The following is an 18,973-nucleotide window of genomic DNA, read 5'->3' on the forward strand; positions in this document are numbered from 1 at the left end:
GGGAAGAGCGGATGCTCCTCCCCTCCGGCTTTGATCCAGGGAGATGGATCAGCTGATCGGATCGAGAACGGTCGGCCATGCCTCCTTGTTGGTCCTGATGGCTTCGAGCAATTTGTCCTCGCCAATGCGCCGGGCGATCTTCTTCCACTCGGCTTCCGTGTCGGCCATCGCCTGCTCCGATGTCTTGGCCTTGGTCAGCGAGGCCATCAGGTTTTCGTCCAGCGCGTTGTGGAAGGCGGTGGCGCCGGGATAGTTGATGGTCGGCACCGTACGGGCGACCGTCTCGCGCACCACGTCCATGTGGTAGGCGTGGTAGGTCTGGCGCACCAGCGGATCGGAAAAATCCGAAAGCCGGAACGGATCGAGATAGCCGCCGGGGTTGGCGCTCATCCAGGCGTAGATGCGGGCCGAGCCAAGCCATTGCAGCAGGAGATAGGCGACCTCCTGGTTTTTCGACTGCGACGAGACCATGCCGGTCAGCGAGAACCACAATACCGAGCGGCTGATCAGTTTGCCGTCGATCTCGCGGCCGGGCGGCAGCATCGTGCCGATCTTGCCGGTGACCTTTGAGTCCTTGTTGCCGGCATTGTCGAGGAATTTCGGCAGGTTGGAGAAGGCACAGGTCATCGCCGCGCCGCCCTTGGCGAAATTGCCGTACTGCTCCGGCCAGCCCCACGAGATCGCGTCCGGCGAATGATGGACCAGCGATTCGACATATTCGTTGGTGGCGGCGATGCCATGCTCGGAATTGATCAGCGGCTTGCCGTCGTCGCCGAACAGAAACTGGTTGGGCGAGGCCATTGACACATAGCGCTGATACCAGTTGGTGTAGCCCCAGCCCTGGTTGCGCAGGTCGGTGGAGCCGAACAGGCCCTTGTCCGGACGCTGGAAGAAGGCGGCGATATCGCCGTGCTGCTTCCAGGTTTTCGGCGGCGCCAGATCGTAGCCGTATTTGTCCTTGAAGGCCTTCTTCTCGGCTTCGTCACCAAACAGATCGGTCCGATAGACCCAGGTTTGGAAGTCGCCGTCCAACGACACGCCATAGTTGGAGCCGCGATATTTGTTGAGCAGAGATACACCCTTGGCGCCGTCGACATAGCCGGTCTTGGGATCGTCCCATTCGGGTTTGTACTGGGCGACGAAGTCGTCGAGCTTGGCGATGCCGCCGGTCTCGGCGAGATCGCCAAGGCGATTCCACTCGGTCGAATAGATGTCGTAGGCCCCACCCTTGGTGGAGATGTCCTGCATGGTTTTGGTGAATTCCTGGCCGTTCGGCAGACCGACGATCTCGATCGGGATCCCGGTTTCCTTTTCCCACAGCTCCTTGATCGACGGCGCCCCGGCCGGAAAAGGCTGGGTGAGCTGGCCGATCGAGCCGTCCGACAGGCCAAGCACGATCTTGGCCGGCGCCTTGCCGGCGCCCTTCAAAGCCTTGGCGGCCTCGATGGCGCGGCCCTCCGGTGTGTCGGGACCGTATTGATAGCGTTCGGCGCCATCGAAGCCCGTCGGACCGCCGATCATGCCAGGTGCGAGCGCATCGGCCGCGAAGGCGCGGCCGGGACGAATGAATTGCGGAGCGATACCTGCGGCGGCCACGAACACCGCCGCCTTTCCTCCGGACGCCAGCAACCGGCGCCGCGAGATGCGGATCAAATCAGACATTGGAATTCCTCCCTCAGGCCCAATGTTTCCTCCACGAGCCCATGAGGGATATTGACGGCAGGATCGGAAGGCTGTCAACATCATTAATAATCAAAACACATCGCAACATCGCATAGAGTGAGGAAATGCGTCATACCAAGGTTCATAGACCGCTCCGCATGCGTCGATTTGATGGGAAATGTGATCTCCCTTTCCGACACGATCGTGCCGGACGAGTTGATTTAGCTTGGCGGCTTGCGCATCGGCCAAGGCCGGATACATCATTTCCCATCAGAATCGCGGATCGCGGGGCGTTGGGCGCAATCAGCCGCCAGCCGGCACTGCGTCATCCCTGATGCATTGAGGAGATGAGACGGTGCGTTCCACCCTGACCGACATAGCCCGGGAAGCCGGCGTCTCCGCCGCCACCGTCGACCGCGTGCTCAACAATCGCCCCGGCGTGCGGGCGCGCACACGCGAGATCGTGCTCGAAATGGCGCAGCGCCTCGGCTACATCGCCGAAGGCCCGAACGGGGCTCCGCCCAGGCCGGTGCCCGGCGAGGTCATCCGGCTCGACTTCGCGCTGCCGGCCGGCACCAATTCCTTCATCAAGATGCTGCACCGCCACATCGAGGCACAAGCCCTGGCGCGCCCCGATCTCGACGTCCATATCGCCACCATAGAGGGCTTCAATCCCGACCGGCTCGCCCGCCTGCTGCAGGATTTGCGCGGCCAGACGCAAGGCGTCGGTGTCATCGCGCTCGACCATCCGACGGTGCGCGAGGCGATCCGCTCGCTATCGGCCAACGACGTCAAGGTGGTGACCATCGCCTCCGACATCCTGCATGTGCCAAGGGTTGCCTATATCGGCATCGACAACCGCGCCGCCGGGCGGCTGGCCGGCTATCTGCTCAGCCGTTTCATGGGACCGGGGCGCCCCGGCAAGGTGGCACTGTTTGCAGGCTCGCTGTCCTATCGTGGCCACGAGGAACGCGAGATGGGCTTCCGGCACATATTGACCGAGGAATCCCCCCATCTGGAGATCGTCGAGATGCGCGAAATGCTCGACGACCGCGAAAAGGCCTATTCGGAGGCGTCAGCCCTTCTGGAACGCCACTCCGACCTTGCCGCGATCTACAATGTCGGCGCCGGCAACACCGGCATAGCGCGTGCGCTGAAGGAACGCGGCTGTGCGCAATCCATGGTTTTCCTCGGCCACGAGGCGACGGACGGCACCAAGGAACTGCTGCTCGACGGCACGCTCGACGCCGTCATCGACCAGAACCCGCGCGTCGAAGCCCGCGAGGCGCTCAACATCCTAACCCACGCCGTCCGGGGCCTCCCCTATGAATTGCACCAGCCGAGGCTGCAGGTGATCTTCAAGGAGAACATCCCGGAGATTTGAGGCGCGCGCAGCACTTGGCTCGGCACGCACAAAACAAGGATTTAGGCGGTGTCGGTTAGATCATTTGGAGTAATGACAGGCCTGATCGGCCGGTAGGTTGGCGCGTCCTAGAGGCAGGCGGCAGCCGGATGCAGCGCTCACCCTATCAGCGCGTGCTCATTTCCTGACCTTGCGGACAATCGCCCCGCCATCACCGCCCACATCGATCGCGATCCGCTCGCCGGAAACAATGCCCCCAATGTCGCAAACCACCAGCGGCATGCTGATCGCGTAGAGGAACTCGGCGACGATGGCGCCAACGGCAAGGATCGGGTCCGGCCGTTCCAGAAGAATGCCGGCCGGCGCCGTGCCCCTGCGGATTGCCTCGGCCAAGACAGAGGAAGAAGACGAGGACCCTCGCCCGCTCGGCATGACCAGTATCTTGCCGGAGACATTCTGGCCAAGGCCTGGGTGCGAATGATCCGTTATGTCGCCGGTCTCGGCGTCTATGCCGCCCCAGAAGCTGAGCGGTTGCGAGAACACCAGCGCCTCGCCCTCGGCGGCACCGGCCAGTTGGAATGTGCCGGCTCTTTCAACGACCTTCACTTCAATCGACCGCGTCATGAGCCGCTCCGCACGACGTGCCCTGCGGCGGCGGAGCGGATGCAATCCTTCATTTCGGCGAAGGCGACGGTCACGCCGATATTGCCCGGCGCATAATGCGCCCATTTGCCGGAATTGGTCATCACCACGCCGTCGAGACGCTCGAGAATCGAGGTGACATAGGTGCAGGTGTCAGCGACCGGGACCAGGCCGAACGCCTCCATGCCAGCCAATGCCCCCTCCTCCTGCAATTGTGTCAGCGTCGCGCGGCCGGTGTTGACATAGATCGGGATGCCCCTGCCCGGCGCCACCGCACGCAGCAGCGGCAACAGGCGCATCCATTCCTGGTGGGAAAAGTGCGGCGTGCCCAGTGACACGGCTGAAAGCAGCGCGCCGTCGGGCACTCCAGACAGTCTGGCCAGCGCATGGTCGATATCGGCGCGGCTGATGCGGATCGTCTCTTCCGGCGCATGGCCATGGAACGCCTCGTCGAGCGTCCGCGCTTCCGGCGTGATCGCGACCGCATGGAACAGCGCCACCGCGCCGGTCGTTGCCGCCGCCGCGCCCAGCGCCTTCAACTGGTCCTCGTCGCGCGGTTGCGGCAGACCGACGATCACAGGAATGCGGTCCCCACTGGCTTGCCCGATGATCAGCCCGACGCCGACGAACAGGCTGTCGCTCGGCTCCCCGTCGGCAACATCCAGCTCGAACAGGATGCGGCCGCGCCGGTTCTCGCTGAGATGCAGGCCCCAGCCCGGTGCGCGACCCGTCATGGCACAGCACAGGTCGATGAAATCGCCATAGCGGTTGGTGCGAGCGCCGATCACCGAATTGGCGAAAACGATGGCATTGGACTCGCCCCAGGCGATCTGCTGGCCGAATTCAGGCCGGAACCGCGTCTGGTAGGGGGCACAGGTGAATGTGGCCTGGCAGCCAAGTTCCAGATGCGCCGTCATCAACCGCCGCGCCGGCATTTCTTCAGCCGCCGGCATCTTGACCATGCCGGGATGAATAAGGTCGAACGACCCGACATTGAGCGTCGTCGGCACCCGGACACGTCCGCTTCCCTCGACCAGCCGCTCGACGAAATCGAGCCCTGCCTTGCCGTGATAGAGACAGCCATCGATATGGGCGCCTGAGATGTCGAGCAGGCTGCCGGCCCCAACCGCGTTGGAGAAGGCGACGAGGATTTTCATGGCGGCGGCCGCGGCTGGGCCTTGCTCGCCATCGAGCATGGATTGGTCGCGGGCCGTCAGGTCAAGCGTCATCAAGGTGCTCCGGGCTTAACTTGGGCCCGGCTATGCGTTCCTCATTGTCAGCGGTCTGGCAAGAGCCGAAACGACGATCAGCCCGCCGCCGCAATCAGCACTGTGCTCTCCGGCGACCAGCGCAGCACCACATCCTGACCTTCCACCAGCCTGTCGGCGCCAGTATTTTGGACGATGACTTTCAACGTCTGGCCGGCGCAGCCGCGAGGCCGAGCGAGCGCCCGGCTTCGATCAGCGAGTCGTCGATAGCCCGTCACCTCGAGGCCGAGGCGGAGTGAAGCCGGCAGCAGCGTCAGATAGAGATTCTGCGAGAAGAAGGCGGCGTAATTGCCCAGCGTGAACGCCCACGGCTTTCCCGTCAGCGGCAGGTCGGTCATGACGGAGAAAAAAGACCGTGGCCGAGAGCGGCAGAAAGACCGAAGGCAATCGCTTTGCAGAAGAACGAAAGCCCGCTCCGGGAACCGGGGCGGGCCTTGGAGGAGGATGAAGGGGTGGGACCCTCTCCTCTTGTTTCCACGGGGGGTGTGGACCGCAATCACCATACAGCCGTCCTGCGGGGCGCATGATCACAAGCCGGCCTGCTTCCATCACATTCCAGTGCACGCCGGCGCGGGTTCGCTCACGGGACCGCGACGCCGGCGACACAAGAGGAGCCGGCTAGATGCGTCCCAGGACGACAAGGATGATGACGATGATCAACACAAGTCCGAGACCGCCACCGCCATAGTAACCGGTTCCGTAGAACGGGCCACCGCCCAGACCGCTGAAGCCGCCGAGCAGCGCGAGGATTAGAATAATGATAAGTATCGTTCCGAGACCCATGGCCTTCCCTGCTCCTGAATGCGCGCTTTCGCGCTGGTTCAACATCGCGCCATTTCGGATGTCGCAAGGTATGAACGTTTTAGAGGGGCTGGCGTTCCGCCGGACTATTGCGGCTACGGAACACACAGCCCGCAACGCAGAAAGCCCGCCTGGACGGCGGGCTTTCCAACCGGCCGGAGGCCAGGAGAGTGCGGTCAGGCCTACGGCTGGTTCCGCAACCTCCCTCAGCCTCAGCGGCGTGCGATCAGCAGGCAGAGCTGCCGCAAGTCGCGGTCATAGGTCCCTTCGCTGCTGAGGACATCGACGCAGCGCTTCTTCATGCGCGTCACCTGCGAGCTTGACATCTGGGCCACGACACCCGGAACGTTGGGGTGATTGGGATTGGATGGGTTGTTCGGGTTGGACGGATTGCTGGGATTGGTGCCGTTGCCGATGCCCGCGCCGACACCAATGCCACCGGCGCCGCCAACACTGGCGCCAAGCCCCGCATTGATGCCACCCGCTGCATTGACGCCATTGCTGCCGCCGACCGACGCGCCGAGCCCGGCGCTGACGCCCCTCGAGCCGCCGACATTGGCGCCGGCTCCGGCATTGACGCCACCGCTGCCGCCGACCGAGGCACCGACGCCGGCATTGATGCCGCCACCGCCGCCGACCGAGGCGCCGACACCGGCATTGACACCGCCGCTACCGCCAACCGAGGCGCCGACACCGACGCCAAGACCTGCTGCGTTTGCTGGCACGGACAGAACCAAGACTATTGCACTACCCGCCAACACACTGGCGACTGTCTTGATGGTAAAGGCCATAACACTCTCCTGTTGTCGTTGCGCTAGGCAGTCGGCATGCAGCCGATTGCGATGGCAACTACGTCGAAGAGAGTTTTGAGTTTCAATTCACGCTATACGTGTGAGCGGCATGGTATTAACTGTCGAAACAAGAAAGCGATAATGATAATAAAAATATAATATACGTTTAGAAAATATCCAATGGCAGACGTTTGCAATGTCTATATTTTGAGAAGTTTACGAGAAAAAACGATTTAGAGCCAGCTGTTGGAGAGCCGATGATCTGGTGCCAGGCTGCTTGCTACCGAACAGCCAGGATACAGCACCTCACCTGCGGAGCAGTTCCGGACCACTAGCCGCTAAGGAGCCCTGTTGGCCAACTCTGGATCAAACAGGACCGGCCACTCTCGCAGTCTGGCCTTCAGAATATCCGGTAAAACAGCCTATAGCGCACGCGCTCCATATAAGAGCGGTACTCCGGTTCCGCGGCAAGCAAGGCCTCCTCGCGCAGAATGCGGTACACCTGCAGATAGGTGATAACCGCATAGACGGCGAGATTGTAGAAGGAAAAGGCCGACAGCAGGTAAAGGACATGGCCGTTTAGGTAACCGGCATAGATCGGGTGCCGCACCAGGCGGTAGGCGCCGCCGGTCATCACGCCGCGATTGGCGGGCAGGATGGCAAAGGAACGACCCAGCGACAGCTTTCCCCAGATGACGAACCACAGTGCCAGGAACTGCAGCGGCGCGGCGACATAGATGGGGATGATGGGGATGCCCGGTTCCATGGTGATCAAGGCGACACCAAAACTGGCGGTCACCGAAGCGACTACCGCAAGCGGGCTCCAGTCACGCGTCACCGGCCGCCGCGACAGCAGCAGCCAGGTAAATGTGAGCGTCTCGGAAACCGCCACGAGCGCGATATTGAACCGGGTGGGATCCTGCACGAAGTGATACACGCCCCGGTACACAAACAGCGCGGCGCATGCGAGCGCACAAATGCGAAAGAAGCCTTCGCGCAAGTCGGCCAGGATCTCGCGCTTGCGCGCTTCGGATATCATCCCGCCCTGGTTGACGCGCGGAAGCGTTTCGCTTTTTGGTGCAAGCAAGGCAAGAACCCCGATGATCCCTCGGAGGGACCTTTGCACGCAACCATTGCTGTGCGGTTAACCGAGAAGATCATATCGGCATCAGAAACGGCGACGGCGCCGCCGAAAGACATGCGAGACACAAGGCACGGCCGTGCAGATTGTCTCCGCTTCGAGGATCGCCAGGAATGGGTTTCGCCCGAGTTGATCCTCTCCTTAAGGGATTGGCCAGCTACCCCAGGAATGCGTTGTTGAAATACCTGGCGAAATCCGGGCTCTGCGGCAGAACCTTACCGTCGGTGTCGCGCAGAATGCCGGCGGCGAAGAGGTAGTTGCCGATCGCTTCCATCTTGGCAGGGTCCAACGTCCCGATGGCACCATTTTGCCCGCGTAGATAATTGCCCTCGAGCAGTGCCTTCAGCGAGGCGTGGACCAAGGCCGGATTCGTCAGGGCATCCTTGTTGGCGGCTATCAGCAGCGTGGCGGCCTCCCCTGGATGATCGACGGCGAATTGGTAGCCGCGCCGCGTTGCCTGGATGAAGGACGACGCCAGTTCGGGGTTCGCCTGGAGATACGCTTCGCTCGAAGAGATAAGCGTCGTGTGCTCATCGGGGACGCCATGGTCGGCATAGACGAAACTGCGCTGCTTGACGCCCCTGAGCTCGGCTTCGACGCCCTCCCAGGTCGACACTTCCAGCGTGAAGTCGACCGAACCGTTGGCCAGCGCCTCGTAGGCGGAAGTGCCCAGCGTCACCGTCTCGAAATAGCCCTTGCCGCCGTCGTGACGGATGATGGTCGAGATCAGCGCGGTCTCCCAGGCGCTGCCGAAACCGCCATAAGTCAGGCCATCCAGATTTTTCGGGCTTTTGATTTCGCTGCGCGCGGCATTGAACACCAGCCGGCCTGTCTCGGACTGCACGACGGCATAGACGCCCTTCAGATCGGCCCCCGCGGTCTTCTGGGTGAACAGGCTGATGGTGCCGTTGATCCCGAAATCGGCGACATGGTTGGCGACAAGCGTGCCGGCACCGGTATCGCTGTAGGGCAGGATGTCGACCTCAAGGCCGGCTTCGCGATAAAATCCCTTATCGCGGGCGACGAACAGCCCAATGTGGTTGGTGTTGACCGTCCAGTCGAGGGCGACCGTGACCGTCCGCGTTGCCGCGAAGGAACGGCTCGATCCGGTGATCAGCGGTACGCTGCCGGCAAGGGTGAGCAGCAGGGCTTGCCTGCGCGTCAAGTCAATCATGGTCATGTCCTTTGGATGGCTGGGGGTTGAGCAAAATGTCGAGAATCTCGGCCTCGAGTGCCCCCGCCTGCCGCGTGGCCGCGCTGGCGGAATCGCGCGGGCGCGGCAGCGGCACCTTGATCTCGCGCACGACCCGGGCAGGCCGCGCGGACAGCACATAGATGCGGTCGGACAGGAACAGGGCTTCGCGCACGTCATGAGTGATCAGCAACGCCGTCCAGTGGTGGTGCCGCCACATCTGTTCGAGCCAGCGCTGCAGGGCCGCACGGGTTAGTGCGTCGAGCGCGCCGAACGGCTCGTCGAGCAGCAACATATCGCGTTCCTGCACCACGGTACGTAAAAGCGCCGTGCGCTGGCGCATGCCGCCCGAGAGCTGCGCTGGAAAGTGCCACTCGAAGCCGGCAAGGCCGAACTCGGCAATCAGCGGAGCCACACGCTTCCGTGCCGCCTTGCGGCTGACGCCTTGCACCTCGAGTCCGAGCGTGGTGTTGTCGAGGATGCGCCGCCACGGCATCAGCGCGTCGCGCTGCGGCATGAAGGCGAAATGCCTGCCGTGATCGTCGAGCGGCACGCCGTCGAAGAACATCTCACCCTCGCCATGCTCGGCGCCGGTCAGAAGCTGGAACAGCGTCGACTTGCCGGCTCCCGAAGGTCCAAGGATCGAGACGAATTCGCCGGCATCGACACGAAGCGAAATGTCGGCGAGCACATCGAGCCCGCCAAACGCCTTGCGAACATGCCGCAATTCGAGCCGGCTCATGCTTCTGGACCTTTTCCAGCGCCTTGCCTGCCAGCGGCTCGTTCCCAGGGCATGGCAAGACGCTGCAGCAGCATCGTCAGCCCGAACAGGACAAGGGTGAGCGCTGCGCTGACGCAGACGGCGGCGAGCACCAGGTCGGGACGGAAATTGTTCTTGGCGTTGAGCATGTAGATGCCCAGCCCTTTGGCCGCGCCTGCATATTCGGCGAAAATGGCGCCGACGACGGCATAGGTGATGGATATCCTGAGGCCAGCGAAGAAATAAGGCAGCGCCGAAGGCAATCGTGCCAGCATGAAGACACGCCAACGCCCTGCTCCCATGGCACGCAGCATCTGACCGATCTCCACCTCGGTAGCCTCGTAGCCCTGTACCAGCGCGACCAGCATCGGGAAGAAGGTGACCAGCGCCACCAGCACGATCTTGGGCGCCAGCCCGAAGCCGAACCACAGCACCACCAATGGCGCGATGGCGACCAGCGGCAAAGTCTGGCTGACTATGAAGATGGGAAACAGCGCTCGCCGCAAAGGCTGGAAGAAGTCGACCAGCATCGACAGGGCGAAGGCGGCACTGAGCGAACAGGCAAAACCGATCAGCGTGGCGCGGACCGTGGGAATGGCGTTGTCGACCAAGGCTTCCCGATTGAGCATCGCCTGTTCGAAGACGCGCGAGGGCGCCGGCAGAACCGTCGGCTTGATGCCGGAAATGTTTGCGTACAGTTCCCAGGCCACGAGCACCAAACCGATCGATATCACGGCCGGCGCTGTTTTTGCGAAGAAGCCCGCGACGTTACGCGGGTTGAATGACGATGAGACCACGAGCGGTTCAGACGGCGGTGGGACTGTTGGCCGAGACCGTGACATCGAGGGTTACATGGCCGGCGCCGGGCCCGAAGCGGCAGAAGGCTTCATCGAGGGCCGAGAAGATCGCGCCGGCATCGCCGCGCAGCTTGGTGCAGAAATTCTTGGAGCGATCGTAGACGCCGGACTGCTTCAGGAAATCTATGCAGCCATAGATTTCGTCCATGTGGTCGTCAGTGCCCATCACATAGAGCGAGAACTGCGCCGCCGCCGGCTGGCCAGTGGCCGGCGCGCCGCGCACTGCGGTGATGGCGGCTTGCTTGCGCGAGCCGAGTGGCCCGGCAGGTCCGCCGAACGTGTCGGAGCGGCAGATCGGGTCATCCGGCTCGCCTGGGCAGCCACGCGAAATGGTGGCTGACAGCACGCAATGCCTGCCGCTGCCAGACGCGGCCACGAAAAGGTCGCGCAGCGCAGGGAATAACACCTCGGGGGGCCCGACCAGCAAGGTCGAAATGTCGTCGGTCTCGATCCTGAGCTTATCGCGGTACGGATCGAGCGCGCCGAGCGCGCCCAGAATGATGCCGACGAAATCGTCGGCCATTGGATATAGGGAAACCTGTGCGCCTGAAAACATCGCCCGCCTCGCTCCGCTGGTATTACCCAGATCAGCTTCTAGGGTCTGTGGGCTTGCCGCCCCCGTCTCAGCCCCGACCGTACGGAGCACCCCTGTGGATAGGCGCGTTAAAGCATCATTCGGACGGTTGGGAAAGCTGTTTTTTTGGCAAGCCGCGCTAAAGCATTGCCCGAGCTCCAGGGCAATTGGACATCGCCGGCGCGGAAATTTGTCTGGAACCTTCGCCATTCCGAGGGGTTGTCCCACCAGTCGCTGGACGCGATTCCAGGACCAATTTTCCGTTCGGGATTGTGTCAAAACAAGAGATTGAGCGGTTCATGATTTCCGCGAAACCGTGCACCGTTCCCGGCGACGAGTTCACAGAAAATGGAGACAAATCATGTTCATGAAAATCCTCGCGGCTTCGGCCTTCACCATTGCCGTTGCAACATCCGCCATGGCACAAAGCAATAGCGCAGCGGGCGCGGATGGGCCCGGCGGTAGCGGCAAGTCCGTCACTGTGGACCCAAGCACCCCGGCTTCACCCAGTACGATCGATCCGGGCGCGACCAACAGCACGACCACCACGCCGGGCGACATGAATTCCAATGCGGACAAGAATTGCCCGACCAACCCGCAGGGTGCACAGACGGACGCCAATGGCAACGCCACCGCGCCGACCGTGAACGACAACAACTGCGGAAAGTAGTTTGCCATCGCGATATGAGAACCGCGGACGCAGTTTCCGCGGTTCCCATTATTGGGATTCAGTGTCCGCGACTACCCGCTTGCGGCTCTGGTGCCGCTTCACTGCCCACCCGGCCAAAGACCCTTAATTCAGCGTACGGTTTGCCGGCCCGGGGGCGTGGGAATGAGGCGTATATTTTCATCAGCCGTTTGAGCAGGCGCCCGTAGGTGAGGTGCCGAACCCGGCCATTGGCAAGATCGAACTCCACCATCCCCCACCGCCTTACGGGACCCTTTCCGGTTGGCGGACCCAGTCGCCTGACCTGGAAGGCCAGCCTGACCTTGCGGCCGGCGACATCCAGATAGATACCGGGTTTAGCGCCCAATACGTGCCACATCCGGGCAACGTGCCCGATCGACATGTCGGACGAAATCGCCATGTGGTCCCGCTCAAGTCGAGCCCAGACGAAATCACCGGCTGGCTGCCGCATCCCCGACACCAGATTCTTGCAATAGCCTGGCGCCACCTCACGCACCAACCGGCGCATCGCGCTCGCCACGCCGTCCACCATATCCCGCCGCGATGCCCAGTCTGCTTCGGTGAACAGCACTTGTCCGAGGATGTCGCCGTCGTCGAAATTGGCCGACATCTTATGCAGTGTCACGCCGCCATGGACCGCATGCTGGCCATCCGCGACAAGACGATGGAGAGGATGCGGCCCCCGGTAGTTGGGCAGCAGCGCCGGATGAAAATTAAGCCCGCCCTTGGGAAAGAGGTCGAGCAGCTGCTGCGGGATCAAGGTCGGGAAAGCGAAGCAGATCAGCACATCCGCGGCGATGTCAGGCAATTGCCGGGCAAGCTCGTTCCAGTCGTAAGGCCGGCGGAATTCGATCAGCTTTACCGGCGTGTTGCCGAGATGGCGCCTGAGCAAAAGCCGGCGCCTCAGCCTGCGCCGAAAATTGCCAATGCTGAAGCCTCTGGATGGGCGTTGAAAACCAGGCACGATGATCGCACCAACACGGTTTCCCGCCTCGATCCATCCGGAAAGCAGCGGCCCGGTATAAGCAGAAACATCCAGGATGAAAATTGCATTGAGTTCCCCGGCGCGGGCCGCGGGTTCGGAAAAAATCATCTTCTCAAGCCCAGCGGGGCGAGACGTAGCCTGCCCGCGCCAGCAATTCGATCACCGTTACAACTCGGCCAGCCAGGCCCGAAAGCCGGCCTGGCCGGTCAGGCTGCCTTGGAAGAAAGCGGTCCCGCCGCAACACTTGAGAGTCTTTCCCGCTTCACCAACACCGGCTTTTCGTAGATCTTCTTCATGCTCATCCCCGATGATCGATCAACCCACACAGTTGGCCAGCAACGCAGCGAACTGTCAACCGCCGGACGGCGGCTAACAGCCCCAATGCGTATGATCCTTGGCAATCGACGAGCGTTTACACCCAACCTGCTGCCAAAACGGCTGGTGAGCCTTATGAAACCGCCTTTTCACGAACCGGCAGCTTCCAGCCTGGTCTGACGAAATGGCAGGTGTAGCCGTTGGGATATTTCTCGAGATAGTCCTGGTGCTCTGGTTCGGCCTCCCAGAACGCTCCGGCCGGCGCAAGTTCGGTGACGACCTTGCCGGGCCACAGGCCGGAGGCGTCGACATCGGCGATGGTGTCCTCCGCCACACGCTTCTGCTCCTCATCGGTGTAGTAGATTGCGGAGCGATAGCTCATGCCGACATCGTTTCCCTGGCGATTGCGCGTCGTCGGATCATGTATCTGGAAGAAGAATTCCAGAAGCTGGCGAAAGCTGATTTTCGCCGGGTCGAAGGTGATCTCGATGGCTTCGGCATGCGTGCCATGATTGCGATAGGTGGCGTTCGGCACGTCGCCGCCACTGTAGCCGACACGCGTGGCAAGGACACCCGGGAAGCGCCGGATCAAATCCTGCATGCCCCAGAAGCAGCCGCCGGCAAGCACTGCACGTTCGCTCGAAGTCGCCATGTCACGTCTCCTCAAAAGGCAATTCCGGGGAAGTGTAGCGGCTCTCCGTCGGGAATTGCGCGGCACAAACTTGGATAGTGCATAAATGGGCATTGTTGCCAGCTTCGTCCAGTCAGACGAGCGGCCGTCCGGTTGTATTATAGGGAGATCGCACGACGCCGCTCACCCTAGCTGCGCGGATGCCGGGTCCGGCTGCTGGCGGCAGCCGGCAGATATCGCGTGCCGGGCGGAATGACGGCAAAGCTGATCGCCACCGGCGGTGCCTCGCGCGACCAGTTGAAAAGAACGGTCTTGACCGGGATATTGTCCACCCACGCCAGAAATCTTGACGGCACGTGACGACCCGACCAGACCATCAGCATGCCGTGGTCGCGCAACCGCTGCCTCGTGATCCAGGGTGCGAACCGCATATCGAGATCGGTGAAGATAGACGGCTTGTCATAGGCGTTGAGGCCAGCCAGCATGGCAAGATTGGTGTCGCCACCGACGATGTCGAGCCGGCCCGGCGCCGCCGCGTGCCAGATTGCCTCGGCCTCGTCCGAGATCGGCCGCGCCGGCCAGCAGACGGCGTCCATGCGTCCCCGCACATTGCAGTCCGTCCATCGGATCGCCCCATAGGCGCCCGACATGGCGACGATGCAGATGAAGGCGCAGATCGCCAACCTCCTCATCTCGACGGCACCGAGCCGGTGACCGAGAAAGGCGAGCGCGACGACGCCGACAAGATTGTACATCGGTGCGCCCCAGGCTTCGCCGGTGCCGGTGAACAGCGAGACCACCATGATCAGCGCCGCCGGCCCAAGCCCCATCCAGCAGAGATAGACGAGCGTGTCGCGCTCGACCGGCACTTGCGGTGCTGGTGAGCGCCGCAACAGCCCTGATAGCGCCAACACGAGGAGAAAGCCGGAAAGGCCGGCCATCTGGACGCCGATATAATAGAGCCGCGCCCGGTGCTCGCCCACCCATGCATCGCGGCCGGCGAAATAGGTCAAAGGCAGGAAATCGATGCGGTAGAGTGCGATGGCAAGGGGGGCGGCGACGGCGAGAAACACAGCCAGGCCAAGCCATGGCCAGGATGTCGCCAGCCGGCTGCGCGCACGTGGGTCGCACAGCAGCCAGAGGCCGCCGAAGGCAAGCAGCAAGCCGGTGGAGAACTTGGCGTAGAGCCCGACGCCCGACACCAATCCGAGCGCCAGCCACCAGCCCGGCCCGCCGCCGCGGCTGGCGCGCCACAGCAACCAGCAGATCGCCGCCCAGAACGGCATCTGCGCATAGTCGTGATTGAATTGCGGCGTCGGCCAGCCGAAGAAATAGACCGACGGCATCAAAAGCACGGCGGCCAGCGCTTTGTCGCGGCCGAGCGTGTCGCGAGCCAGCAGGCAGACCAGGACGAAAGTGGCCGAGATCGTCAGCTGGGCCAGCAGATATTGCGGCCAGCGGAACGATCCGGTCAGGAGATGACTGGTCTCGAGCAGCCAGCCGGGGAGTTGCGGATGCTTGTAGGTCAAAAGCACCCATTCGCGGCCCCACATGAAGCCTTCCACGACGTCGCCGGGCGGTGCGGGATCGATGAGTGTTGGCACCAGGGTCCAGCACAGGATCTGCACCAGGCACAAAAGTGCCAGCAAACCCCAAGGGTGCCGAAGCAGCGCGGACCAGACCAATGACGAGTCCAGGCCCACGGCAGGCAGTGCTGCCGGCACCCAACGATCCATGGAGTCGTCAATTCCCGCCATGCCGCGCTTAAATCACATCGCCCGGTTTGCCGAATAGCCCCAAGGTCAAAGCTTACAAAAAAGTATACTTGGGTGCCATTGCAATACCAAGATTGAGCGGGAATCTCGGCATTCTATTGCCCTCCCTGGGCAAAACAGCCCGCACACCTGATCCCACTTCAGCATCCCGGACATTCGATGCGTCACCAGCATGCCGTCATCCATCACCGCGCGCTCGACTTCTGGCTGGCACGCGCGGCTGTCCTCGTCATCATCTGCCTGCAGCTTCTGGTCATCAACGATCTTTCGTTCGGCCCTCGCTGGCTGGCGCCGGCGCTGGAGGCCGCCCTGCTGGTGCCCCTGTCCGTGGCCACCGCCTGGACGCAGGTCGCCACCCAGAAAGCGGTCGAGGAAGAGCACTGGTATCTCGTCGGCCGTTTTCGCGTCATGATCCGCAGAACGGCCCTGGTAATGACCGGCGTCGTCAGTGTCATGAACTGCGGCTCGCTGGTGCTGCTGGTGCGCGCTTTGCTGGCGGGACATGCCGGCAGCAGCGGCCAGACACTGCTGGTCGACGCGCTCAATATCTGGCTCACCAACATCATCGTTTTCGCCTTGTGGTTCTGGAGCACCGACCGCGGCGGGCCGCCGACCTGCGGACTGGTCAAACGCGCCCATGCCGATTTTCTGTTTCCGCAAATGACCCTGGACGATCGCGAGGTCCGCGACTGGCTGCCTGGCTTCGTTGATTATTTCTTCCTCGCCTTCACCAATGCGACGGCGTTTTCACCAACCGACACCTTGCCCCTTTCCCAGCGCGCCAAGCTTTTGATGATGGCGGAGGCGATGATCTCGCTGCTCACGATCGCGCTGGTCGCGGCCCGCGCCGTCAACATCCTGGCCTGAGTACGGTTTTCCGACCTTGCGCCGAAGAGGAGCCGGGCCTCGTATCCGTGAAACGATGAGCGGCCCGAAAACGCAAGAAAGCCCGCCCCGGCGTGAGCCAAGGCGGGCTTTTGGTTCGATCGAGGCCTCAGGTGCGGTCCCAAAGCAAGGCCGGCGGTCAGTCCTCCGGGGCTGGCCCGAACTTCCGCACGATCACCTCGAACAGAATATCCGAGAGGGCGTCCAGTTGGTTGACGGCGACATCAAAATCCCTGGGCAGCACCGACAGCACGATCTTCAGATACTGGTCCGGCTTGTCGGTCCGCACCTCGGCGAGGACACCGGCGCCATGCGCCTGAAAATCGGCCCGCACGGCGGCCAGGAAATCGTCGCCCAATGTTTTCTTGGTCCGCTTCGGCCGGGGCGTCTTGGCGGCTACCGGACTGGCAGCGGGCTTGCGCCTTGCCGCCCTGGCCTTGCGGCGCGCCGGCCCGGTTTCATCAGTCATGGGTCCGCGCCCCGACATTGACATCATCGGCGGCGGCCTTCGGCGGCGCCTGCCTGGCCCGCTTTTTCAAGCGGGCGGATTTCTTCCTGGCCTTTCCGCGCTTCGGCTTCGCGGCCTGTGCGGGCCTCGCCACAGGCCTTGCAGCCTTGAGCCGCGCCATGGCGAGACCTACGAGCTGTGCGCCGATACCGGCCTGCGGAAAGCAGAAGCCACCGGCCGCATCGCGCACCATGCCGATCAGCACGCCGGCGGGAACCTCCTCGACGCGGCCGAGGCGCGCCACAGGGCCGGCGCCCTCGAATTCGCCGATGGCGCTGACGATCTCGCGGCCGTCATCGCCGGTGATGATGCTGGCATAGCGGGGCATGGGATTCTCGCATCTCGCGGAAGCAGCGCCCTACGGCGCCACCGCATCGGCAGGCAGCCCAACCAGGGGCCAGAAACAGAAAACCCGCCTCGGCGGCGGGTCGGTCGGCGCAAATCAGCACCATGGATGGATTTATAGCATCGCTGCCCTCACCGGTCAATGCCAAATAGGAAAAAATTCACATTTTCCGAGAGGGCATGATCCCGGCGGCTGATATTTTATCCGGCTGTTCATGAACCGGCTCCTGTGAAATCATCAGCGCCAGCTCATGGAATGATTCCCGTCGCACGGCCTTGTAGGAGAGGACGATGGACAGACCAGCCATGGCATCCGTCTTCAGGATGCGGCACGCTCCGGCCACGGTTTCCGGTGTGCGCAGCACCGGCCAGGGCCAGGCCGATCCGGTCATCCGGGTGCACTCGCTTGGCGAAGCGATCCGCTTCGTCGCCAACGCTTACCCCAATTACGACATCGGCACCGTCGCCATAGACTGCGGCGACCCTTCGATCCCGCGCCTCGGCAGCCTGGAAGTCAGGGCGCTTTGGCGCGAGTATGGCGAGCGCCTGACGCAGGAGTAGCGCCCGACCGCTCACGATCGGCGCGCTGGTTCCCGCACGCCGGCCGGATCGGAAACGCCGCTGATGCGTTCCACTGCGATCAACGGAGGGAGAAATCCATGAACGTCGCCAACCTGCAACTCGAAGGCCTGCTGATGGCCGTCGCCTCGATCAACCACGTCCTGGTAAAAAAGGGGGTGCTGACGTCGGAGGAGATCGACATCGCGCTCCGCAAGGCCGAGGCGTCGGAAACCGGCGAGGAGCGATCGGACGGCATGTCGGCGTCGAACCGCGACGCCGTCAATTTTCCGATCCGGCTGCTGGAACTCGCCAACCAGTGCCAGCCGGAGGCCGACATGCCGTCTTTCTCGAAGCTGGCCCGCATGGTCGGCCAGATGAAGGAGCCCTACAACGATCAGATGTGAGATCCCTGCCCCTGGCGGGCTCCTCATGCTCTGCCCCGGCGGGCTTTGTGCCTTGCCCCGGGCGGGCTTTGTGCCTTGCCCCGGGCGGGCTTTGTGCCCTCCCCGGGCGGGCTCTACGCCCTGCCTCCGGCGGACCCTCATGCCCTGCCCGGCCATCCCAGGTCCAGCGCCAGAATTCTTCCCGGTCCGTGGACCGCCGCGAACAGCAGTCCGGCCAGGAACGAAAAATGGTCGACGAAGAAGCCGAACTCGGCCTGGTTGCCGACCCAGTGGCTGGGTCCGTGGAAGGCAAAGGCGAGGAACAGCACGTAAGCCGCGGCGACCAGGGCGGCTTGGGTGAAGAAGGCGCCGCTGAGGAAACACAGCACCAGGGCCACCTCCAGGATTGCCGCGCACCATGCCAGGAAGAGCGGGAACGGAAAGCCCGCGGCCGCGATATAGCCCGCCGTGGCCTCCATGCCCAGGAACTTGAAGGTCACCGCCATCAGGAAGACGGCGGCGAAGATCAGGCGGGCGACGAGAAGGGCCGCGGTCTGCCACGGCGATTGTGCGATTTGGGGCGACATGGTTGTTCTCCAGCTTCATCAGCCCCAAGGACGCACCGCCATGTGCCGATCCGACATGCCGGGCAAAAATTTTCACCGGTTCCGGTTTGACGCCCGATGCTATGGCAGCGCACCGCTCGAAGGAAGAAGCAAGACCGCTTACCGGCAGGCACAGCTTTAGAAATTCTTAATGATCCTGAAACTTGTCCGTAACCCTGATCGTGATATTGTTAGCCGGGGCTAATGCACAGCTATGTCTGGTGCACGATATGGGTGGGTG

22 protein-coding genes, 2 pseudogenes and 1 riboswitch are annotated in these 18,973 nt (G+C 62.7%); of the genes and pseudogenes, 5 read left to right on the forward strand and 19 right to left on the reverse strand.

The window, feature by feature from the left end:
* Window positions 1-48 precede the first annotated feature (48 nt).
* Window positions 49-1,662 carry an extracellular solute-binding protein gene (locus FJW04_RS29665; RefSeq protein ID WP_140620628.1) on the reverse strand — a complete coding sequence of 538 codons (1,614 nt, stop codon included), beginning with the start codon at window positions 1,660-1,662 and terminating at the stop codon, window positions 49-51.
* A gap of 355 nt (window positions 1,663-2,017) precedes the next feature.
* On the opposite strand from FJW04_RS29665, the gene FJW04_RS29670 reads away from it, so the two are divergent.
* Window positions 2,018-3,046, forward strand: coding sequence for a LacI family DNA-binding transcriptional regulator (locus tag FJW04_RS29670; protein WP_140718372.1), 1,029 nt, complete (start codon window positions 2,018-2,020; stop codon window positions 3,044-3,046).
* 156 nt (window positions 3,047-3,202) lie between these two features.
* Here the strand turns inward: FJW04_RS29670 and FJW04_RS29675 are convergent, their stop codons facing one another.
* From FJW04_RS29675 to FJW04_RS29725, 11 genes and pseudogenes are all read right to left on the reverse strand, one after another.
* Window positions 3,203-3,649 (reverse strand): DUF126 domain-containing protein, encoded by a 447-nt coding sequence (locus FJW04_RS29675; RefSeq protein WP_140718374.1) that lies wholly within the window; start codon window positions 3,647-3,649, stop codon window positions 3,203-3,205.
* The gene (locus tag FJW04_RS29680; protein ID WP_140665828.1) at window positions 3,646-4,896 is read right to left on the reverse strand and encodes an aconitase X; all 1,251 of its coding nucleotides are present in this window, start codon (window positions 4,894-4,896) and stop codon (window positions 3,646-3,648) included. Before FJW04_RS29680 ends, FJW04_RS29675 begins: the two co-directional genes overlap by 4 nt.
* A gap of 77 nt (window positions 4,897-4,973) precedes the next feature.
* Window positions 4,974-5,090, reverse strand: a pseudogene (locus FJW04_RS30695) (spermidine/putrescine ABC transporter ATP-binding protein); the annotation flags it as partial.
* A gap of 57 nt (window positions 5,091-5,147) precedes the next feature.
* A pseudogene (locus FJW04_RS30700) lies at window positions 5,148-5,316 on the reverse strand (ABC transporter permease); the annotation flags it as partial.
* A gap of 237 nt (window positions 5,317-5,553) precedes the next feature.
* Entirely contained in the window at window positions 5,554-5,718 is a 165-nt protein-coding gene (locus FJW04_RS29695; protein WP_023769518.1) for a DUF3309 family protein, read from the reverse strand.
* 230 nt (window positions 5,719-5,948) lie between these two features.
* On the reverse strand, window positions 5,949-6,527 hold the full coding sequence (locus tag FJW04_RS29700; protein ID WP_140718376.1) for a hypothetical protein: 579 nt from the start codon (window positions 6,525-6,527) through the stop codon (window positions 5,949-5,951).
* 400 nt (window positions 6,528-6,927) lie between these two features.
* Window positions 6,928-7,566, reverse strand: coding sequence for an isoprenylcysteine carboxylmethyltransferase family protein (locus FJW04_RS29705; protein WP_140718378.1), 639 nt, complete (start codon window positions 7,564-7,566; stop codon window positions 6,928-6,930).
* A gap of 259 nt (window positions 7,567-7,825) precedes the next feature.
* Window positions 7,826-8,842 (reverse strand): ABC transporter substrate-binding protein, encoded by a 1,017-nt coding sequence (locus FJW04_RS29710; RefSeq protein WP_140718380.1) that lies wholly within the window; start codon window positions 8,840-8,842, stop codon window positions 7,826-7,828.
* Window positions 8,835-9,602, reverse strand: coding sequence for an ABC transporter ATP-binding protein (locus FJW04_RS29715; RefSeq protein WP_140718382.1), 768 nt, complete (start codon window positions 9,600-9,602; stop codon window positions 8,835-8,837). Before FJW04_RS29715 ends, FJW04_RS29710 begins: the two co-directional genes overlap by 8 nt.
* Entirely contained in the window at window positions 9,599-10,462 is an 864-nt protein-coding gene (locus FJW04_RS29720) for an ABC transporter permease (protein WP_181173088.1), read from the reverse strand. The genes FJW04_RS29715 and FJW04_RS29720 overlap by 4 nt, the downstream gene beginning before the upstream one ends.
* Window positions 10,425-11,033 (reverse strand): YkoF family thiamine/hydroxymethylpyrimidine-binding protein, encoded by a 609-nt coding sequence (locus FJW04_RS29725; RefSeq protein ID WP_140718386.1) that lies wholly within the window; start codon window positions 11,031-11,033, stop codon window positions 10,425-10,427. The genes FJW04_RS29720 and FJW04_RS29725 overlap by 38 nt, the downstream gene beginning before the upstream one ends.
* Window positions 11,024-11,137: riboswitch (TPP riboswitch) on the reverse strand. Its footprint overlaps the gene before it by 10 nt.
* Window positions 11,138-11,412: 275 nt before the next feature.
* Here FJW04_RS29725 and FJW04_RS29730 point away from each other — a divergent pair.
* A complete protein-coding gene (locus FJW04_RS29730) occupies window positions 11,413-11,721 on the forward strand; it encodes a hypothetical protein (RefSeq protein WP_140718388.1) in 309 nt (102 codons plus the stop codon).
* 58 nt (window positions 11,722-11,779) lie between these two features.
* Here FJW04_RS29730 and FJW04_RS29735 read toward each other — a convergent pair whose 3' ends face one another.
* The 4 genes from FJW04_RS29735 to FJW04_RS29745 all read right to left on the reverse strand — a co-directional run bounded on the left by FJW04_RS29735 (window position 11,780) and on the right by FJW04_RS29745 (window position 15,406).
* Window positions 11,780-12,832, reverse strand: coding sequence for a formyltransferase family protein (locus tag FJW04_RS29735; RefSeq protein WP_140718390.1), 1,053 nt, complete (start codon window positions 12,830-12,832; stop codon window positions 11,780-11,782).
* A gap of 98 nt (window positions 12,833-12,930) precedes the next feature.
* The gene (locus FJW04_RS30190) at window positions 12,931-13,020 is read right to left on the reverse strand and encodes a putative RiPP precursor (RefSeq protein ID WP_210161496.1); all 90 of its coding nucleotides are present in this window, start codon (window positions 13,018-13,020) and stop codon (window positions 12,931-12,933) included.
* A gap of 152 nt (window positions 13,021-13,172) precedes the next feature.
* Window positions 13,173-13,691: a peptide-methionine (S)-S-oxide reductase MsrA gene (gene msrA, locus FJW04_RS29740; protein ID WP_140620653.1), complete on the reverse strand. Its 519-nt coding sequence runs from the start codon at window positions 13,689-13,691 to the stop codon at window positions 13,173-13,175.
* 167 nt (window positions 13,692-13,858) lie between these two features.
* On the reverse strand, window positions 13,859-15,406 hold the full coding sequence (locus tag FJW04_RS29745) for a glycosyltransferase family 39 protein (protein ID WP_246674067.1): 1,548 nt from the start codon (window positions 15,404-15,406) through the stop codon (window positions 13,859-13,861).
* Between the two features lie 198 nt (window positions 15,407-15,604).
* Between FJW04_RS29745 and FJW04_RS29750 the strand changes: the two genes are divergently transcribed.
* Window positions 15,605-16,312: a hypothetical protein gene (locus FJW04_RS29750; protein WP_015317045.1), complete on the forward strand. Its 708-nt coding sequence runs from the start codon at window positions 15,605-15,607 to the stop codon at window positions 16,310-16,312.
* Between the two features lie 157 nt (window positions 16,313-16,469).
* Here the strand turns inward: FJW04_RS29750 and FJW04_RS29755 are convergent, their stop codons facing one another.
* Both FJW04_RS29755 and FJW04_RS29760 read right to left on the reverse strand, forming a co-directional pair.
* On the reverse strand, window positions 16,470-16,799 hold the full coding sequence (locus tag FJW04_RS29755) for a hypothetical protein (RefSeq protein WP_224719800.1): 330 nt from the start codon (window positions 16,797-16,799) through the stop codon (window positions 16,470-16,472).
* Window positions 16,792-17,166: a hypothetical protein gene (locus FJW04_RS29760; RefSeq protein ID WP_140718396.1), complete on the reverse strand. Its 375-nt coding sequence runs from the start codon at window positions 17,164-17,166 to the stop codon at window positions 16,792-16,794. The genes FJW04_RS29755 and FJW04_RS29760 overlap by 8 nt, the downstream gene beginning before the upstream one ends.
* A 308-nt stretch (window positions 17,167-17,474) precedes the next feature.
* Here FJW04_RS29760 and FJW04_RS29765 point away from each other — a divergent pair, with 308 nt between their 5' ends.
* Complete coding sequence (locus tag FJW04_RS29765; protein ID WP_015317042.1) at window positions 17,475-17,744, forward strand: hypothetical protein; 270 nt, start codon at window positions 17,475-17,477, stop codon at window positions 17,742-17,744.
* 98 nt (window positions 17,745-17,842) lie between these two features.
* Window positions 17,843-18,148 (forward strand): hypothetical protein, encoded by a 306-nt coding sequence (locus FJW04_RS29770; protein ID WP_015317041.1) that lies wholly within the window; start codon window positions 17,843-17,845, stop codon window positions 18,146-18,148.
* 137 nt (window positions 18,149-18,285) lie between these two features.
* Here FJW04_RS29770 and FJW04_RS29775 read toward each other — a convergent pair whose 3' ends face one another.
* A complete protein-coding gene (locus FJW04_RS29775; protein WP_140718398.1) occupies window positions 18,286-18,714 on the reverse strand; it encodes a DoxX family protein in 429 nt (142 codons plus the stop codon).
* Window positions 18,715-18,973: the final 259 nt, after the last annotated feature.

Origin of the sequence: Mesorhizobium sp. B2-7-3 (assembly GCF_006440715.1) — a bacterium.
GTDB lineage: Bacteria > Pseudomonadota > Alphaproteobacteria > Rhizobiales > Rhizobiaceae > Mesorhizobium > Mesorhizobium australicum.

Excerpts from the sequence above, each read along its gene's own strand:
- FJW04_RS29665 (WP_140620628.1), bottom strand. The coding sequence starts at position 1,662 with ATGTCTGATTTGATCCGCATCTCGCGGCGCCGGTTGCTGGCGTCCGGA.
- FJW04_RS29675 (WP_140718374.1), bottom strand. The coding sequence starts at position 3,649 with ATGACGCGGTCGATTGAAGTGAAGGTCGTTGAAAGAGCCGGCACATTC.
- FJW04_RS29680 (WP_140665828.1), bottom strand. The coding sequence starts at position 4,896 with ATGACGCTTGACCTGACGGCCCGCGACCAATCCATGCTCGATGGCGAG.
- FJW04_RS29695 (WP_023769518.1), bottom strand. The coding sequence starts at position 5,718 with ATGGGTCTCGGAACGATACTTATCATTATTCTAATCCTCGCGCTGCTC.
- FJW04_RS29700 (WP_140718376.1), bottom strand. The coding sequence starts at position 6,527 with ATGGCCTTTACCATCAAGACAGTCGCCAGTGTGTTGGCGGGTAGTGCA.
- FJW04_RS29705 (WP_140718378.1), bottom strand. The coding sequence starts at position 7,566 with ATGATATCCGAAGCGCGCAAGCGCGAGATCCTGGCCGACTTGCGCGAA.
- FJW04_RS29710 (WP_140718380.1), bottom strand. The coding sequence starts at position 8,842 with ATGATTGACTTGACGCGCAGGCAAGCCCTGCTGCTCACCCTTGCCGGC.
- FJW04_RS29715 (WP_140718382.1), bottom strand. The coding sequence starts at position 9,602 with ATGAGCCGGCTCGAATTGCGGCATGTTCGCAAGGCGTTTGGCGGGCTC.
- FJW04_RS29720 (WP_181173088.1), bottom strand. The coding sequence starts at position 10,462 with ATGTCACGGTCTCGGCCAACAGTCCCACCGCCGTCTGAACCGCTCGTG.
- FJW04_RS29725 (WP_140718386.1), bottom strand. The coding sequence starts at position 11,033 with ATGTTTTCAGGCGCACAGGTTTCCCTATATCCAATGGCCGACGATTTC.
- FJW04_RS29730 (WP_140718388.1), top strand. The coding sequence starts at position 11,413 with ATGTTCATGAAAATCCTCGCGGCTTCGGCCTTCACCATTGCCGTTGCA.
- FJW04_RS29735 (WP_140718390.1), bottom strand. The coding sequence starts at position 12,832 with ATGATTTTTTCCGAACCCGCGGCCCGCGCCGGGGAACTCAATGCAATT.
- FJW04_RS30190 (WP_210161496.1), bottom strand. The coding sequence starts at position 13,020 with ATGAAGAAGATCTACGAAAAGCCGGTGTTGGTGAAGCGGGAAAGACTC.
- msrA (WP_140620653.1), bottom strand. The coding sequence starts at position 13,691 with ATGGCGACTTCGAGCGAACGTGCAGTGCTTGCCGGCGGCTGCTTCTGG.
- FJW04_RS29745 (WP_246674067.1), bottom strand. The coding sequence starts at position 15,406 with ATGGATCGTTGGGTGCCGGCAGCACTGCCTGCCGTGGGCCTGGACTCG.
- FJW04_RS29750 (WP_015317045.1), top strand. The coding sequence starts at position 15,605 with ATGCGTCACCAGCATGCCGTCATCCATCACCGCGCGCTCGACTTCTGG.
- FJW04_RS29755 (WP_224719800.1), bottom strand. The coding sequence starts at position 16,799 with ATGACTGATGAAACCGGGCCGGCGCGCCGCAAGGCCAGGGCGGCAAGG.
- FJW04_RS29760 (WP_140718396.1), bottom strand. The coding sequence starts at position 17,166 with ATGCCCCGCTATGCCAGCATCATCACCGGCGATGACGGCCGCGAGATC.
- FJW04_RS29765 (WP_015317042.1), top strand. The coding sequence starts at position 17,475 with ATGGACAGACCAGCCATGGCATCCGTCTTCAGGATGCGGCACGCTCCG.
- FJW04_RS29770 (WP_015317041.1), top strand. The coding sequence starts at position 17,843 with ATGAACGTCGCCAACCTGCAACTCGAAGGCCTGCTGATGGCCGTCGCC.
- FJW04_RS29775 (WP_140718398.1), bottom strand. The coding sequence starts at position 18,714 with ATGTCGCCCCAAATCGCACAATCGCCGTGGCAGACCGCGGCCCTTCTC.